This is a genomic window from Sinorhizobium sp. P24N7, assembly GCF_042436655.1.
Taxonomy (GTDB): Bacteria; Pseudomonadota; Alphaproteobacteria; order Rhizobiales; family Rhizobiaceae; genus Sinorhizobium; species Sinorhizobium meliloti_A.
In genome coordinates this window covers 18,085-34,777 of the sequence record NZ_JBHMIW010000020.1, presented here as the reverse complement: position 1 = coordinate 34,777, position 16,693 = coordinate 18,085, and the positions used below count along the sequence as shown (strand labels likewise).

At 62.8% G+C, this 16,693-nt stretch carries 12 protein-coding genes; 5 read left to right on the top strand and 7 right to left on the bottom strand.

What is annotated here, in order from left to right; genetic code table 11:
• Positions 1–10: 10 nt before the first annotated feature.
• Positions 11–673: a phosphoribosylglycinamide formyltransferase gene (purN, locus tag ACFHWW_RS28515; protein ID WP_275596496.1), complete on the bottom strand. Its 663-nt coding sequence runs from the start codon at positions 671–673 to the stop codon at positions 11–13.
• A complete protein-coding gene (purM, locus tag ACFHWW_RS28510) occupies positions 670–1,740 on the bottom strand; it encodes a phosphoribosylformylglycinamidine cyclo-ligase (RefSeq protein WP_379942471.1) in 1,071 nt (356 codons plus the stop codon). Before purM ends, purN begins: the two co-directional genes overlap by 4 nt.
• Positions 1,741–1,985: 245 nt before the next feature.
• On the opposite strand from purM, the gene ACFHWW_RS28505 reads away from it, so the two are divergent.
• The 4 genes from ACFHWW_RS28505 (at position 1,986) to ppx (ending at position 7,673) form a co-directional block, all read left to right on the top strand.
• Positions 1,986–3,101 (top strand): AI-2E family transporter, encoded by a 1,116-nt coding sequence (locus ACFHWW_RS28505; RefSeq protein WP_033047220.1) that lies wholly within the window; start codon positions 1,986–1,988, stop codon positions 3,099–3,101.
• A gap of 73 nt (positions 3,102–3,174) precedes the next feature.
• Complete coding sequence (hdaA, locus tag ACFHWW_RS28500) at positions 3,175–3,864, top strand: DnaA regulatory inactivator HdaA (protein ID WP_379942469.1); 690 nt, start codon at positions 3,175–3,177, stop codon at positions 3,862–3,864.
• Between the two features lie 63 nt (positions 3,865–3,927).
• Positions 3,928–6,138, top strand: a complete 2,211-nt coding sequence (locus tag ACFHWW_RS28495; protein WP_018094702.1) for an RNA degradosome polyphosphate kinase — start codon at positions 3,928–3,930, stop codon at positions 6,136–6,138.
• Positions 6,139–6,149: 11 nt separating this feature from the next.
• The gene (gene ppx / locus ACFHWW_RS28490; RefSeq protein WP_100672139.1) at positions 6,150–7,673 is read left to right on the top strand and encodes an exopolyphosphatase; all 1,524 of its coding nucleotides are present in this window, start codon (positions 6,150–6,152) and stop codon (positions 7,671–7,673) included.
• A gap of 67 nt (positions 7,674–7,740) precedes the next feature.
• Here ppx and ACFHWW_RS28485 read toward each other — a convergent pair whose 3' ends face one another.
• The 5 genes from ACFHWW_RS28485 to ACFHWW_RS28465 form a co-directional block, all read right to left on the bottom strand.
• Positions 7,741–9,099 (bottom strand): esterase-like activity of phytase family protein, encoded by a 1,359-nt coding sequence (locus ACFHWW_RS28485; RefSeq protein WP_379942466.1) that lies wholly within the window; start codon positions 9,097–9,099, stop codon positions 7,741–7,743.
• A gap of 70 nt (positions 9,100–9,169) precedes the next feature.
• Positions 9,170–10,261, bottom strand: a complete 1,092-nt coding sequence (gene cya2, locus ACFHWW_RS28480) for an adenylate cyclase Cya2 (protein WP_379942464.1) — start codon at positions 10,259–10,261, stop codon at positions 9,170–9,172.
• Between the two features lie 246 nt (positions 10,262–10,507).
• Positions 10,508–11,659, bottom strand: coding sequence for a ribonuclease D (gene rnd / locus ACFHWW_RS28475; RefSeq protein WP_018094706.1), 1,152 nt, complete (start codon positions 11,657–11,659; stop codon positions 10,508–10,510).
• 81 nt (positions 11,660–11,740) lie between these two features.
• Positions 11,741–13,198, bottom strand: coding sequence for a multicopper oxidase family protein (locus ACFHWW_RS28470; RefSeq protein ID WP_379942462.1), 1,458 nt, complete (start codon positions 13,196–13,198; stop codon positions 11,741–11,743).
• A gap of 133 nt (positions 13,199–13,331) precedes the next feature.
• Complete coding sequence (locus ACFHWW_RS28465; RefSeq protein ID WP_379942460.1) at positions 13,332–14,567, bottom strand: MFS transporter; 1,236 nt, start codon at positions 14,565–14,567, stop codon at positions 13,332–13,334.
• 302 nt (positions 14,568–14,869) lie between these two features.
• On the opposite strand from ACFHWW_RS28465, the gene aspS reads away from it, so the two are divergent.
• Positions 14,870–16,657: an aspartate--tRNA ligase gene (gene aspS, locus ACFHWW_RS28460; RefSeq protein ID WP_379942458.1), complete on the top strand. Its 1,788-nt coding sequence runs from the start codon at positions 14,870–14,872 to the stop codon at positions 16,655–16,657.
• Positions 16,658–16,693: the final 36 nt, after the last annotated feature.

Here is a 16,693-nt window from a genome sequence, read left to right as displayed (position 1 = left end):
CCCGCTTACGTCAGATGACGGGGGAAATGAGCGTACCGGTTGCCTCGCCCACGGCATGGCTGACCACCCGGCCGGCTTCCATCCGCACCTTGCCTTCAGCCACGAGCCGAAGCGCCATCGGATAGGTCTTATGCTCGACGGTAAGAACGCGGGCGGCGAGGGTATCCGCCGTGTCGCCGGAAACGACCGGTACGGCCGCCTGGGCGACGATCGGCCCGTCGTCCATACCCTCCGTCACGAAGTGCACGGTGCAACCTGCGATCCTCATCCCGGCGTCGATCGCCCTGCGGTGCGTGTGGAGCCCTGGGAAGAGCGGAAGCAGTGACGGGTGGATGTTGAGGATCCGGCCCTCGTAGCGCTGGATGAAGGCCGCAGAAAGAAGGCGCATATAGCCCGCGAGACAGATCACGTCCGGCTGGAGGCGGTCGAGCTCGGCCAGGATTGCTCCCTCGTGCGCTTCCTTGCTGGCAAAATCCTTGCGAACGAAGGCGAAGGTCGGAATGCCGAGCCCGGCCGCCTTGTCGAGGCCACCTGCATCCGCCTTGTCGGCGATCACCGCAATGATCTCGGCCGGAAAATCCGGCGCGGCGGCAGCCTTCGCCAGCGCGATCATGTTGGAGCCGCCGCCGGAAATGAACACGACGACCTTCTTCTTGCCGGTCATCAAGCTCATATGGCGAGATTGCCCTTGTAGATCGTGCCGGGTGTGCCCTCGGCGCGTGCGACCATGCGGCCGAGTGTGAAGACCGTTTCGCCTTCGCCGGCAAGCACGGCCGCAACTTTTTCCGCTTCGCTCGCCGGAACCACGGCGATCATGCCGACGCCGCAATTGAAGGTGCGCAGCATCTCGTTAGCGGCAACGCCGCCGGTCTTTGCGAGCCACGAGAAGACGGCCGGCGGCTTGATCGCGCCGAGGTCGATCTCGGCGGCAAGATGCTTCGGCAGCACCCGCGGAATATTCTCGGGGAAGCCGCCGCCGGTGATGTGGGCCAGTGCCTTGATCGCACCCGTCCCGCGGATCGCCTTCAAGAGCGGTTTCACATAGATGCGCGTCGGAGTCATCAGGAGGTCGGCGAGGGTGCCTTCGCCGAAAGGTGCCGGAGCATCCCAGGCAAGGCCCGAGAGCGAAACGATCTTGCGCACCAGCGAATAGCCGTTCGAGTGCACGCCCGACGAGGCAAGCCCGAGGATGACGTCGCCTTCGGCGATGTCGCCGGCAGGCAAAAGCTGCCCGCGCTCGGCTGCGCCGACGGCAAAGCCGGCAAGATCGTAGTCGCCGCCGGAATACATGCCCGGCATCTCGGCCGTCTCGCCGCCGATCAACGCGCATCCGGCCTCGCGGCAGCCGGCGGCAATTCCCGCGACAATCGCGGCGCCCTGGTCGGGATGGAGCTTGCCGGTCGCGAAGTAGTCGAGGAAGAACAGCGGTTCGGCGCCCTGCACCACGAGATCGTTCACGCACATGGCGACGAGGTCGATGCCGACCGTGTCGTGCTTGTCGGCGTCGATCGCGATCTTGAGCTTCGTGCCGACGCCGTCATTGGCGGCGACGAGGACGGGATCACTGAAACCGGCGGCCTTCAGGTCGAAAAGGCCGCCGAACCCGCCGATCTCGCCATCGGCGCCGGGGCGCCGGGTCGAGCGGACATGCGGCTTGATCTTCTCGACCAGCAGGTTGCCGGCATCGATATCGACACCTGCGTCGCTGTAGGTGAGGCCGTTCTTTCCCGACTGGCTCATGCTCGCTCTCCAAGGCTCGTCGCTGATTGCGGATGCGATTGGCACGGAGAAGCGAGGAGTGCAAGCGCGGAGGCGCGCCCGATCCTGCTTTTTTCGTGAATCTGCCTGTGGTCAGCGCCTTCTGCCGGTCACAAGCCGTTTGTCCCGTGACCGCCGCCGGACTTGACCTTGGCGCGCCCCAAGCCCTATCTCGTGCGAACGAACGACGCGGAAGGTGCGGTGTGCCGCGCGCAACGGGGGCCGTCATGGGCGATCGGGTCAGCAGTATGGGACTTCAGCGCCAGATCTTTTTCTGGCTGCTGGTGCTTGTCGGCTTCATTGCCTTCCTGCTGGTGTTCAGCTCCATCCTTCTGCCCTTTCTCGCCGGCATGGCGCTCGCCTATTTTCTCGATCCTGTAGCCGATCGCCTGGAGCGGCTCGGTCTGAGCCGGCTGATGGCGACGATCGCCATCCTGGTCGCCTTCGTCGTCGTGCTGGCGCTGTCGCTGATGATCATCGTTCCGCTGGTCGTCACGCAGGCTGCCGAATTCATTCAGAAAATGCCGGGTTACATCACCAGGCTTCAGGAGTTCCTGACCGACAGCCAGTCGACGCTGTTGCCGGACTGGCTCGCCGGCCAGATGACGACCATCAAGCAGAACTCGGCCAAGCTTTTGGAGCAAGGCGCAAGCTTCCTCGGCACGCTGTTCCAGCAGATCTGGAACTCCGGCCTGGCACTTCTCAATATCCTGTCCCTATTCGTCATCACCCCTGTCGTCGCCTTCTATCTGCTGCTCGACTGGGACCGGATGGTCGACAGGGTCGACAGCTGGATACCGCGCGATTACGTCGAGGTCGTGCGGCAGATCGCTCGCGACATGAATACGACCATTGCCGGGTTCGTACGCGGCCAGGGCTCTCTCTGCGTGATCCTCGGCCTTTACTACGGGATCGGGCTGAGCATGGTCGGCCTCAATTTCGGCCTCCTGATCGGCCTCTTCGCCGGCATGATCAGTTTCATCCCCTATGTGGGATCGCTGGTCGGTCTCGTGCTTGCGCTCGGCGTCGCGCTCGTTCAGTTCTGGCCGGACTATGTCTGGATCCTTGTGGTTCTCGCCGTTTTCTTCAGCGGCCAGTTTCTCGAAGGCAATATTCTGCAGCCGAAACTGGTCGGCAAAAGCGTCGGGCTGCACCCGGTCTGGCTGATGTTCGCCCTGCTTGCGTTCGGCGCGCTCTTCGGCTTCGTCGGCCTGCTCGTGGCGGTGCCCGCAGCGGCCGCGATCGGTGTGCTTGTCCGCTTCGGCATCCAGCGGTACCTTGATAGCGATCTCTATCACGGGCATAGAACAGCCGTTCACAAGGAGCCGGAGAGCAACGGCTAGAGCACTTCCAGTGCATAGCGGTTTTCCGTGCGGACGTGCGTAGCTGCAAAAGGTGAATGCTCACGGGTAATGCATGAAGAGACATCTGTCCGAACAATTGCCTTTGGTCTTCGGCCATGCGCCCGCAACCGGTCGCGACGACCTGCTCGTCTCGGACCGGTTGAGCGCGGCCATTTCCATCGTCGATCACTGGCCCGTCTGGCCGTCGCCGGTGGTCATCATTTGCGGGCCGGTCGGTTCCGGCAAATCGCATCTTTCGGGCATCTGGCGCGAAAAGGCGAGGGCGGAGCCGATACATCCCTTTGCCGGCTCGAACGCTGCCGATATCGCCGCGGAAAAGCCGGTCCTCTTCGAGGATGCCGACCGCCAGGGCTTCGACGATACGGCTCTCTTCCATGTCATCAACAGCGTGCGACAGAACGGTACGGCGCTTTTGATGACGTCTCGGCTATGGCCGATGTCATGGCCGGTGCGACTTCCTGACCTCAAGTCGCGCCTCAAGGCTGCCACCGTGGTCGAAATCGGCGAGCCCGACGACGAATTGCTCGCGCAGGTGCTCACCAAGCTTTTTGCCGACCGCCAGCTCCTCGTGGACGAGCGCCTGGTCGGCTATGTCGTCGCGCGCATGGAACGCTCGCTGGAGGCGGCGCAGACCATCGTCGAGCGGATAGATCACCTGGCGCTTGCGCGTGGAACGCGGCCGACCCGTGCGCTCGCCGCGGAAGTTCTGGAAGAGCTTGCAAATACAAGCCTCTCCGATTGACTGTCACAGTTCCGTCGTCAAACTGGGGTAGCTCGTCGTTCGGAGTAATGGGGCTTTACAGGCATGGACAGCGCAACGTCTGCAATCACGGAACACGAGGCATCTGCTGAGCAGAAGCGTGAGGCGCCGGCCGAAGCGCTGGACCTTCTCAAGAGCCCCGAGCGCTTCGTCAACCGCGAGTTCTCCTGGCTTCAGTTCAACCGCCGGGTCCTTGAGGAGACGCTGAACACGGCGCACCCCCTTCTGGAGCGCGTCCGTTTTCTGTCGATCTCCGCCGCCAATCTCGATGAATTCTTCATGGTTCGCGTCGCGGGTCTGGAGGGCCAGGTCCGTTCCGGGCTTTCGCTGCGTAGCCCGGACGGCCTGACGCCGGCGGAAACGCTCGAGAGCATTCTGACGGAAGTCGACAATCTGCAGATGGAGCAGCAGGCATCGCTTGCCGTCCTGCAGCAATATCTCGCCAAGGAAGATATCCTCATCGTCCGTCCGGCTTCGCTTTCCGCGCAGGATCGCAGCTGGCTCGCGAACGAATTCGACCAGGCGATCTTCCCCGTGTTGACGCCGCTCTCGATCGATCCGGCGCATCCGTTCCCGTTCATTCCGAATCTCGGCTTCTCCATCGGCCTGCAGCTCGTCAGCAAGACCGGGCGCGACCCGATGACGGCACTGCTGCGCCTGCCGGTGGCGCTCGATCGCTTCATTCGCCTGCCGGATGTCAAGAACGTCATCCGCTACATCACCCTCGAAGATGTCGTCAGCCAGTTCATCGACCGGCTTTTCCCGGGCTACGAGGTGAAAGGGTCGGGCACGTTCCGCATCATTCGAGACAGCGATATCGAAGTCGAGGAGGAAGCCGAAGACCTCGTGCGTCTTTTCGAGACCGCCCTCAAGCGCCGCCGTCGCGGGTCGGTGATCCGCATCGAGACCGATTCGGAGATGCCGGCTTCGCTGCGCCAGTTCGTCGTGCAGGAGCTCGGTGTCCCGGAAAATCGCGTCGCGGTCCTGCCGGGCCTGCTAGCACTGAACACGCTTTCGGAGATCACCAAGGCGCCGCGCGAGGACCTGCGCTTCGAGCCCTACAATCCGCGCTTCCCGGAGCGTGTGCGCGAACATGCGGGCGACTGTCTTGCCGCCATCCGTGAAAAGGACATGGTGGTCCACCACCCCTACGAATCCTTCGATGTCGTCGTGCAGTTCCTGCTGCAGGCTGCGCGCGATCCGGACGTGCTCGCGATCAAGCAGACGCTTTACCGAACCTCGAACGACAGCCCGATCGTGCGCGCGCTGATCGATGCCGCCGAGGCCGGCAAGTCGGTGACGGCGCTTGTCGAGCTCAAGGCGCGGTTCGACGAGGAGGCGAATATCCGCTGGGCGCGCGACCTCGAGCGCGCCGGCGTCCAGGTGGTTTTCGGCTTCATCGAGTTGAAGACCCACGCCAAGATGTCGATGGTCGTGCGCCGTGAGGAGGGCAAGCTCAGGACCTATTGCCATCTCGGCACCGGAAACTACCACCCGGTCACGGCAAAAATCTACACCGACCTGTCGTTCTTCACCTGCAACCCGGTGATCGCCCACGACATGGCGAACATCTTCAACTTCATCACCGGCTACGGCGAGCCGGAAGGGGGAATGAAACTCGCAGTGTCACCGCATACGCTGCGTCCGCGCATCCTCAAGCACATCGAGGAGGAGATCGTCCACGCGCAAGCCGGGCGGCCGGCGTCGATCTGGATGAAGATGAACTCCCTGGTGGACCCGGAAATCATCGATGCGCTCTACAAGGCAAGCTGCGCAGGCGTCGAGATCGATCTCGTCGTGCGCGGCATCTGCTGCCTCAGGCCGCAGGTGCCCGGGCTCTCCGACAACATCCGCGTCAAGTCCATCGTCGGTCGCTTCCTGGAGCATTCAAGAATTTTCTGCTTCGGCAACGGACATGGACTTCCATCGGAGAATGCGCTTGTCTATATCGGCTCGGCGGATATGATGCCGCGCAATCTGGATAGGCGGGTGGAGACGCTCGTTCCTCTCATCAACCGCACTGTGCACGAACAGGTTCTTTCGCAGATCATGCTGGGCAATCTCATCGACAACCAGCAGAGCTACGAGATTCTTCCGGACGGCACGTCGCGCCGCATGGAAGTCGGCAAGGACGCCGAGCCGTTCAACGCTCAGCATTATTTCATGACCAATCCGAGCCTTTCGGGCCGGGGTGAGGCTCTGAAATCCAGTGCACCGAAGCTGATCGCCGGCTGGAAGAGCGGCTGGCACAAGTAAACTGGAATTGCATGGTCGAATCTGAAGCGCAGGGACGTCTGCCCGGCATCCGCCCGGTCTCCGTTGTGGATATCGGCTCCAACTCCATTCGTCTCGTCGTCTATGAAGGGCTGAGCCGTTCGCCGGCAATGCTTTTCAACGAGAAGGTGATGTGCGGCCTCGGCAAGGGCATAGATGCGACCGGCCGCATGGAGGAGGAAAGCGTGGCGAGGGCGCTGAGGGCGCTGCACCGCTTTCGTGCACTCTCCGACCAGGCGCGCGCGACCGAGATGTATGTGATCGCGACCGCTGCGGCGCGGGAGGCCACCAACGGAGCGGCCTTCATCGAAAGGGCGGAAGCCATCCTCGGGCAAAGGGTGAAGATCCTGAGCGGGGAGGAGGAGGCCCATTACTCGGCGATGGGCATCGTCAGCAGCTACTATGAGCCGGATGGCGTCGTCGGCGATCTCGGCGGCGGCTCGCTTGAGCTTGTCGATGTAGACGGCAAGCGGATCGGCAAGGGCATAACGCTGCCTCTGGGCGGCATCCGCCTCTTCGAACATTCGAGCGGCTCGCTCAGCAAGGCGCGGACCTGGGTACGCAAAGTCATGAAAGACGCCGAGGTCCTGAAGAAGGGGACCGGACGCACGTTCTACGCCGTGGGCGGAACCTGGCGAGCCATCGCCAAGCTGCACATGGAGATGCACAACTACCCGCTGCACATGATGCAGGGTTACGAGATCTCCTATGACGAGGCGCTGGCGATCCTTGCCGAAGTGATGGAGCCGAAGAATATCAAGCCCTCCGCCTATGCGACGATTTCCAAGAGCCGCCGGAGCCTGTTGCCTTTCGGTGCGGTGACGATGCATGAGGCAATCTCCATCATGAAGCCCGAGCGCATCTCGTTTTCCGCGCTCGGCGTCCGCGAAGGGTATCTCTTTTCGCTGCTTTCCAGTGAGGAACGCCAGCAGGACCCGCTGCTGACGGCTGCCAACGAACTCGCCATCCTTCGGGCCCGTTCGCCCGAGCATGCGCGAGAGCTCGCCGAATGGACCGGCCGCCTCGTGTCGTTCTTCGGCATCGAAGAAACGGAAGAGGAGAGGCGCTACCGCCAGGCCGCCTGTCTGCTGGCGGATATCAGCTGGCGGGCGCATCCGGACTATCGCGGTCTGCAGGCGCTGAACATCATTGCGCACTCGGCGTTCACCGGCATCACGCATGCGGGACGGGCCTATATCGCGCTCGCGAATTACTACCGCTTCGAGGGGCTTAACGACGACGGCGCCACGAGCCCGCTCGCAGGCATCACGACGCCGCGCCTGCTCGAGCTGGCGAAGCTCCTGGGCGGATTGTTGCGCGTCGCCTATCTCTTTTCGGCCTCCATGCCGGGTGTGGCGCGCCACCTCACGCTCCGGCGATCTTCGAAGCCCGACATCGATCTCGAATTCGTCGTCCCGGCAGCCTATGCCGACTTCGAGGGCGAACGCCTTGACGGCCGGCTCCAGCAACTCGGCAAGCTTACCGGCAAGAAGCTCGCCTTCTCCTTCGAGCGCTGAACCCTTTCCGGCTCGTTCCTGCCACAGCAGGGTGCCGCGCATCTGAGGATGCGCGGCACTGGGGCACTTATTCGGCCTTCAGGAATTCGCCGACTTCGAGCAACACGAATTCACTGTCGTCCGCCCTGTCGAGCGAACGCCCGGCGGAGAATGGCAGGTTGTTGTCGTTGCCGACGATGATATGCGTTTCGTCCACGCGATCGACATTCTCGATGGTGACGAAGGGCATGTCGTAATAGCCTTGGCCGCCGCCCTGGCGCTTGCGGTTGTCGGGATCGGCGATTTTCAGCAGGTCGACATAGCCGATCTTGCGCACGGCCTTGCCGACGTTTTCGTCGTTCATGGCGATCTTGTAGACACGCTTCAGCTTCGATCCGACGGCGAAGCAATCCGGCTGCGGGTTCTTGGGATCCGCGCAGGCCTTGTCGACGGTGCCGGCGCCGTTGTCGCGCTCGATCACCAGCGCGGTCTTCTCGTCGAGCATGTTGAAGTCGCCGATCGCTTCGCCGCCTTCGGCGAGTGGATACAGCCAGCTGCGCCCGGTCCAGGCCTTGCTGCCGGCGTCAAGCTCGACGATCCGCAGCGCCGGCCGGCCCTCCGCCTCTTCCACCGACTCGCTGTCCGCCCAGATCGGGCCTTCGAGCAGTCCGTAGAGCTTCGCGCCGTCCTTCGAAAGTGCCAGCCCTTCGTAACCGCCGGAGCGCTTCAGGTTGAAGTCCGGTGCCTTCTTGGAGGGATCTCCCTGCAGCGTCAGTGCCGGGTTGTCCGGCGAGAGTACGGGCTTGCCGTCGACGACGGTCGCGATGACATCGGTGAGCTTGCCGTCAAGGTCGAACTTCAGGATGTAGGGTCCGAATTCCTCGCCGACCCAGAAGCCGTCGGCCACCGGCTGGATCGATTCGACGTCGAAGTCGCCGCCCGTGAGATAGCGGGTGGCCGAGCCTTCCATGACGATGGGGAAGGGCGCCTTGCGTTCGGGGTCGGACAGGAACAGGGTCTTCAACGCCTCGACCTTGCCGGCGTCCCAGTCGATCTTGAGGTGGTGGAGCATCAGCATTGCGTCGGTCGAGTTGAGCTTGTTGCCGAAGCCGTTGTCCGAAAGGCTCCAGAAAGTGCCGTCCTCCATCGCCTTGATGCCGGAGAAGCCCTGCATCGGCTGGCCGTTGAAGGGCAGCGACAGACCGGTCGGGCGAACGCCATCCTTGCCCGCGACGCTGCCCAGTTCGGCGGCGCGCTTGCGGTCGGCGGTCGAGAACTTGCCCGAGGTCTTGAGGTACTCCGCGGCATCCGCCGGCGCGGCGATAATGGTGTTTGCGGGGAGGATCGCGTGCGCCTCGAGCGTTGCAGGAAAGGCCTTTTCCTCGGCAAGCGCGGCGCTCGACGCCAGAAGGGTTAACGCCATGGCGGCAAGGATGGGTTTCGTCATAAGTTCACCTCGGGTTGGAGTGCAGGTGAACCCGATAGGCGGCTTCGATGACAGCTGTTTGAAGTTTGTCTTACAGCGAGGTGAATGCCCCGACGGACGGACTGCTAACGGGCTTCCCGTCTGGGTCCAGGGCGCCGTCGCCGCTGAGCGGACCGGCCGTGAGCGACAGAACCGCGAGCTTCTGGCCACGACCTTTGACCTCATGCTCGCCGAGATCCTCGGCGCGCACGAAGACGGGCGGGCGCAAGCGCCGCAGCAGATCGGCTGAGATCAAGACCTGACGGTCGAGCGTTCGGCACAGGCCCTCCAGGCGTGCCGTCGTGTTCACGGTGTCGCCGAAATAGGTGATCTTGTGTTTGTCGACGCCGATCTCCGCGGCAACGATCGTGCCGCCATGCAGAGCGGCACGCAGGCGCGGCACCTCGCCGTAGTCTTTTCGCCAGCGACGGGCGTCCGCTTCGATCTGCTCCAGAATGTCGAACACGCAGCGGATGCAGGCTGCATCCGCGACAGCGCGATCGTAAGGCCAGGTGATCACGGCAGCGTCGCCGACATAGTCGTCGATGGATCCGCCATAGCGCAGCACGGGATCAGCCATGGCTGCAAACAGCTTTCCCAAATATTCCTGCATGCGCAGGTCACCGAAGCGCTCGGCAAGCGATGTCGATCCGGCGAGATCGATGAAAAGAAACACACGTTCCTCCTGCACCGGCTTGCGGTATCGCCCAGTCAGGAGGCTCAGGAAAATATCGCGGCCGAGCAATTCGCGCACCCTGAGCACGAATATGATCGGACCGGAGGTCGCAAGCGCGTACACCAGCACATTGAGCGATGGCAGCATCGCGTCCGTCCTGCTTTCACGCATGACGCCGGCGACGTGCAAAAGCAGCCCGGCGGCTGCATATCCGACGTTGACGAATATGAAGTAGACGGCGAGGGACGAGAGAAGAAACGCCGGCGTCGGCGATCCGTGGATCCTCCGGTAAAGGCGCCGGAAGATGATGTGCCGTTCAAAGGCGAGAATCGGCATGCACATGAAGAGCGCATAGGTTGCGCCGATCAGACCGCCGCCGCCGTAGACGACCCACGCATAGGCCATGCCGCTGCCGGCGACGACGAGCAGCAACAGGATGATCTCGAGCGTGGAAAATCTCCAGCGCATGTGACAGCCTCGAAAACGAGAATATACAGCGCCGCACGTGTTATCAGGCACGCAAAGGTCGCTGGAGCAAGTGGAATTGCTACATGTTTTGTCCTCAAAGGACACATGCAGTTGAAGCATGCGGGGCCGGGCGGTCCCGCTCGGCATGTAGAAACGGCTGATCGGCGCCGTTTTGCGGCGATCAGCCGTCGAAACGTCTCGGCTAAGCTCAGATTCGGGCGGAAAATTGTCGTCGAGCGGCGGTTTTCAACCGCCGATTTCCATCGCCTCGACCTTTTTGTCGACAAAGCGCAATGCCACCTCGCCATTGATGAGTTTCAGCGCCGTCATGCCGAAGAGCTCACGCCGCCAGCCTTTGAGGGCGGCGACGTCGGCGCCTTCGCCCTCTGCTGCGATCCTGTCGAGATCGTCGCTGTTGGCGATGATCTTGGCCGCGACTCCCTCCTTTTCGGAGATGAGTTTCAGCAGCACCTTGAGCAGCTCGCTCGCTGCCGCAGCGCCTTCGGGTGCGTGGTTCTGGCGCGGCAGACGAGGCAGCTCGCCCCTCGGGATCGCCAAGGCTTCGCCGACGGCTTCGATGAGGGCCGTCCCCGCGCTCGAGCGCTCCCAGCCCTTGGGAATGGTCCTGAGGCGTCCGAGCGCCTCGGCATCCTTCGGCTGCTGCTGCGCGATCTCATAGATCGCATCATCCTTGATAATTCGCCCGCGCGGTACGTTGCGAGCCCGCGCCTCGCGTTCGCGCCACGCCGCCACCTTCTGCAGGACGGCGAGCTCGATGGGCTTCTTCACCCGCATCTTCAGCCGCTGCCAGGCATTGTCGGGGTGGAGGTCGTAGGTTTCCCGGCTTTCGAGGATCGCCATTTCCTCCGCAAGCCAGGAGGAGCGTCCCTCGCGATCCAGTTCCTTGGTGAGGTACTGGTAGATATCCCTCAGATGCGTCACGTCCGCCAGCGCATAGTCGAGCTGCTTGTCGGTGAGCGGTCTGCGGCTCCAATCGGTGAAACGAGACGACTTGTCGATCTGCTCGTTCTTGATGCGGTTGACAAGTTGATCATAGGAAACGCTGTCACCGAAGCCGCAAACCATCGCGGCCACCTGCGTATCGAAGATCGGATGAGGAATGAGGTTTCCGAGATGATGGATGATCTCGATGTCCTGCCTGGCGGCGTGGAACACCTTCACGACATCCGGGTTGCTCATGAGCGCGAAGAACGGGGCGAGGTCGATTCCGGGCGCCATCGGATCGACGATCACTGCCATATCCGGGCTTGCCATCTGGATGAGGCACAGCACCGGCCAGAACGTGGTTTCGCGCAGGAACTCCGTATCGATCGTAATATAGCTTGAACGGGCCAGCTCTTGGCAGGCGGCCTCAAGATCTGCTGTCGTTTGAATCATCGGGCTTTAATCACTGTGGCAAAAATGCGGCTTTGAGTTTCCCCGTGTACCGTTTCACGGCACCTGTCACAATGGAAATTGTCAGGCGACCCGGAAATAAGCCGACATCCCGGTCTTTTGATGTTCGATGATATGGCAATGGAACACCCAGTCGCCGGGATTGTCCGCGACCAGTGCGAGCTGCGCCTGTTCGTCCGGCAAGAGCAGGATCGTGTCGGTCGGCGGCGGCAACAGGCTCCGCTTGTTCGAGGCGAGAACGCGGAAGCTCAGCCCATGCAGATGGATCGGATGGGCATGCGGTGTGCGGTTGGCGATCTCCAGCACATAGCTTTTCCCGTATTTGAGTTCATCGATCGGGGCGACCGGATCGGGCGTGTCACCGGGCCAAGGTACCTTGTTGATCGCCCAGAAAGTATAACCGAGCGAGCCGCAGATCGAGGCGGCCGGCTCGTGCTCGGCCGTTGCAGTGAGTTCGATCGGAATGCGCCTGGCCGTGGAAATGTCGGCTTCGGCAATGGGGTTTGCGGGCAGGGGTGCGATATCCCGGAGGTCCCGCTTCAGCGAAGTGCCGACTGCCCGGAAGGCTGCGATCGTCCAGGGACTGGAGCCGCGAAAATTGCCAAGTCTTGCCCGTTGGCCCTCGCTTTGCGGCATGCGAAGCGCAAGGTCGACGCGCTGGCCGGGGCCGAGGTCGAGCCGGTCGAGCGCGAAGGGGATTTCGATCGGGTTGCCGTCGAGCGCGATCACCCGGGCCTCAGCGCCTTCGAGCCCGATCGTGTAGATGCGCGTGACGTCGGTTGCGGCGATCCTCACGCGGACGAGCCCGCCGGCGGGAGCGTCGTAGACCGGCTCGCGCTGCCAGTTTGCGGTTCTCACCGTTCCATAGGTCCCGCCGCGCGCTGCATCCCGCGGTTTGAAAGGGGCGATGAACGCGCCGCCGGCGCCGAGCCGCCAGTCCCTGAGGTTGAGAACGATCTCGGAATCGAAGGTCGGGTCCTCCGGGTTCTCGACGACGATCACGCCGGTCAGGCCGCTCCCCATCTGCATCAGCGTGTTGCAGTGCGGGTGGTACCAGAAGGTGCCGGCGTCCGGCGGTGTGAAGAGATAGTCGAACCCGTCGCCGGGATAGACATAGGGCTGCGTCATTTCCGGCACTCCGTCCATCGCATTGGCGATCCTCAGGCCATGCCAATGAACGGTCGTCGGTTCGTCGAGACGGTTGACCAGTCTCGCTGCGAAGGGTTCGCCCTTGCGCATCCTCAAGACGGGCGGCATGGCGGCGGTTGCCGGGTTGCCGGGCTCATGCAGGATGACTCGGGGATCATGCGCGATACCCCGGGGATCATGCGCCGTGACCCGGGGATCATAGGTCATAACCCGGGGGGTGATGCCGCCGGCCGCTATCTGTGCCTCGGTGAACCGCGCCGTCAGGATCTGCGGATCGGGCGCTGCGCCCGCCCGCGCGGCAAGACCGGCGCCGAGCGCGAAGGCGCCGCCAAGTGCGGCTGAACCCTGGAGAAACATTCGGCGATCGAGCATCTGTATCTTGCTTGTCTGTTCCGGAAGAAGGGGCAAAGCCGATCGGCCCCCGAAAAATGATCCGGCCCGTTATTAAACCTGATTTTCAGTTTCAGCAATTCGGCAGCCCGCGCCTCGTTGCGGCCCTATTGGGTCAAGGCTCTTTCCGCGTCTGGCCGCCCGCAAGCTTGTTGAAGAAGGACGATGTGCGCAGAAGGCTGCGAAACGGCATCGACCTTTCCTCGGTTGGAACGGGTTTGCGCGCAGTCATGCGCCGGATCGTATAGGCCATGAAGAGCGCCAGGATTGCTGCCGTATACATGAAGAGCACCGGCGGTTCGAAGATCTCGAGCAGGAAGGATGCGAGGAGCGGCCCGATGATGGCTCCGAGCGACCAGAAGAAGAGCATCCCGGCGGAAACCAGCGCATGCTGGCCTTCGGCCGCATGGTCGTTGGCATGCGCGGAGCAGAGCGAGAAGAGCGGCATCGCGAATGCGCCGAAGGCGAAGATGCCGGCGAAGTTCAACCACTCGTCGTTCCCGGCGATGAAGGCGAGGAAGAGCCCCGCGAGAAGGGAGCCGAAGGTGGCGATCAGGATGATCAGCCTGCGGTCGATCCGGTCGGAGTAATACCCCAGCGGATATTGAAGCACGACGCCGCCGATGATGCCGGCGCTCATGAAGGTCGCGATCGCCGTCACCGAAAGGCCGATCTCCTGCGCATAGATAGGGCCGAGCGAGCGGAACGCGGCATTGGTGAGGCCGACGACGATGCAGCCGATGGTGGCCAGCGGCGAGATGTTCCAGAGCGCCTTCACGTCGAAGCGTATCGCTTCCGGTGCAACCGGGCTCGACCGGTCGGCAAAGGAGATCGGCACGAGCGAAAGCGTCAGCGCCATCGAGATGATGGCGAAAAGCTCGAAGCCGCCGATTCCGATGCCGGGAATTGCATATTGTGCAGCCGTCACCGAGCCGAGATCGACGAGGCGATAGATCGAAAGGGTGCGCGCGCGGTTGCCGTTGGTGACGCTGGCATTCAACCAGCTCTCGACCGTAGCGAAGAGGCTCGCGAAGCAGATGCCGGCGACGAGCCGCATCAGGAACCAGAACCACGGATCGATGACCAGCACCATGGCGATCGCAGCGGCGGAAGCGATGGCTGCCATCGCCGAAAAGGTGCGGATATGGCCGATCGCCCTCAGAATGCGGGTGACGTAGACGCAGCCGATTGCAAAGCCGACATTGTAGCCGGCGCCGATTACGCCGATCAGCGAGGTCGAGAAGCCTTCTTCGAGCGCTCTCAAGGAGATGAACGTGCCCTGCAACCCGTTGCCGCCGATCAGAATGCCTGCGGTGACGAGCAACGGGATGAGCGGGCGAATCTGGGACATGGAACAGAAGGCATCCGATTGCGGCCGCGACTCGCGCGATACGCGACCCTTGCCCCTGTTTAACCGTGGCTGACGCGCGGGAACAGTAGCAATTTGTGACCACCCGTGTCCAAATTTGCGCGCTACCCCTCGCGGCCGTGGTGGACCCGGGCGACTTGCAAGACCGGGCCGGCGCTCCTGCCGCCGGCGCGCCGCGGCCTTGACAAAACCGGCGCATCATGCGCTTTTCCGCCCGACTTTGACCTGCCGCCCTGCGCCGTTCTGCGAGCTGCGCGGCCTTTAAGCAATTCCGGGACTATACGATGCACCGTTACCGCAGCCACACCTGTGCCGCCCTCCGCAAGTCGGATGTCGGCTCCACCGTTCGCCTTTCCGGCTGGGTTCACCGCGTCCGCGATCACGGCGGTGTGCTCTTCATCGACCTGCGCGACCATTATGGCATGACCCAGGTCGTCGCCGATCCGGATTCGCCGGCCTTCAAGACCGCCGAGACCGTGCGCGGCGAATGGGTCATTCGCGTCGACGGTGCCGTCAAGGCGCGCACCGACGATACGGTCAACAAGAACATGCCCACCGGCGAGGTCGAACTCTATGCCCGCGAGATCGAGGTTCTCTCGGCCGCCAAGGAACTGCCGCTGCCGGTGTTCGGCGAGCCGGACTATCCGGAAGACGTGCGCCTGAAATACCGCTTCCTGGATCTCCGCCGCGAGACGCTGCACAAGAACATCGTCAAGCGCACCGAGATCATCGCCGCCATGCGCCGGCGGATGGGCGACATCGGCTTCACCGAATATACGACGCCGATCCTGACGGCCTCTTCGCCGGAAGGTGCGCGTGACTTCCTGGTGCCGAGCCGCATCCACCCTGGCAACTTCTATGCGTTGCCGCAGGCGCCGCAGCAGTACAAGCAGCTTCTGATGGTCGCCGGCTTCGACCGTTACTTTCAGATCGCGCCCTGTTTCCGCGACGAGGATCCGCGCGCCGACCGGCTGCCCGGGGAGTTCTACCAGCTCGACCTCGAAATGAGCTTCGTCGAGCAGGAAGACGTCTGGGACGCCATGGAGCCGATGATCCGGGCGATCTTCTCGGACTTTGCCGGCGGCAAGCCGGTGACCGACAAGTTCCCGCGCATTCCCTACGACACGGCGATCCGCAAATACGGTTCCGACAAGCCGGATCTGCGCAACCCCATCGAGATGCAGGAGGTCACGCAGCATTTCGCCGGATCCGGCTTCAAGGTCTTCGCCAACATGATCGCCTCCAATCCGAAGGTGGAGATCTGGGCCATTCCCGCCAAGACCGGCGGCTCCCGCGCATTCTGCGATCGTATGAACTCCTGGGCCCAGAGCCAGGGTCAGCCGGGTCTCGGCTACATCTTCTGGCGCAAGGAGGGCGAGAAGCTCGAAGGCGCCGGTCCGCTGGCCAAGAATATCGGCGAGGAACGAACCGACGCGATCCGCACGCAGCTCGGCCTCGAAGATGGCGACGCCTGCTTCTTCGTGGCTGGCGAGCCGGCGAAGTTCTACAAATTCGCCGGCGAGGCTCGCACCAGGGCCGGCGAGGAACTGAACCTCGTCGACCGCGATCGCTACGAGCTGTGCTGGATCGTGGACTTCCCGTTCTATGAATGGAACGAGGAGGAAAAGCGTGTCGACTTCGCCCACAACCCCTTCTCGATGCCGCAGGGCGGTCTAACCGCGCTTTCGAGCGACGATCTCCTGTCGATCAAGGCGTTCCAATACGACATGGTCTGCAACGGCTTCGAGATCGCCTCGGGCTCGATCCGTAACCAGTCGCCGGAACTGATGGTCAAGGCTTTCGAGAATGTGGGGCTGAGTCAGGCCGACGTCGAAGAGCGGTTCGGCGGTCTCTACCGTGCGTTCCAGTACGGTGCCCCGCCGCATGGCGGCATGGCCTTCGGCATCGACCGCATCGTCATGCTGCTCGTCGGCGCCAAGAACCTGCGCGAGATTTCGCTGTTCCCCATGAACCAGCAGGCGCAGGATCTGCTGATGGGCGCGCCTTCTCAGGCGACGCCTGCGCAACTCAGGGAACTCTCGATCCGACCGATCCCGCAGAAGAAGGATTGATCTTCTTCGACACCGAACGAACCCGGCGATGATCTC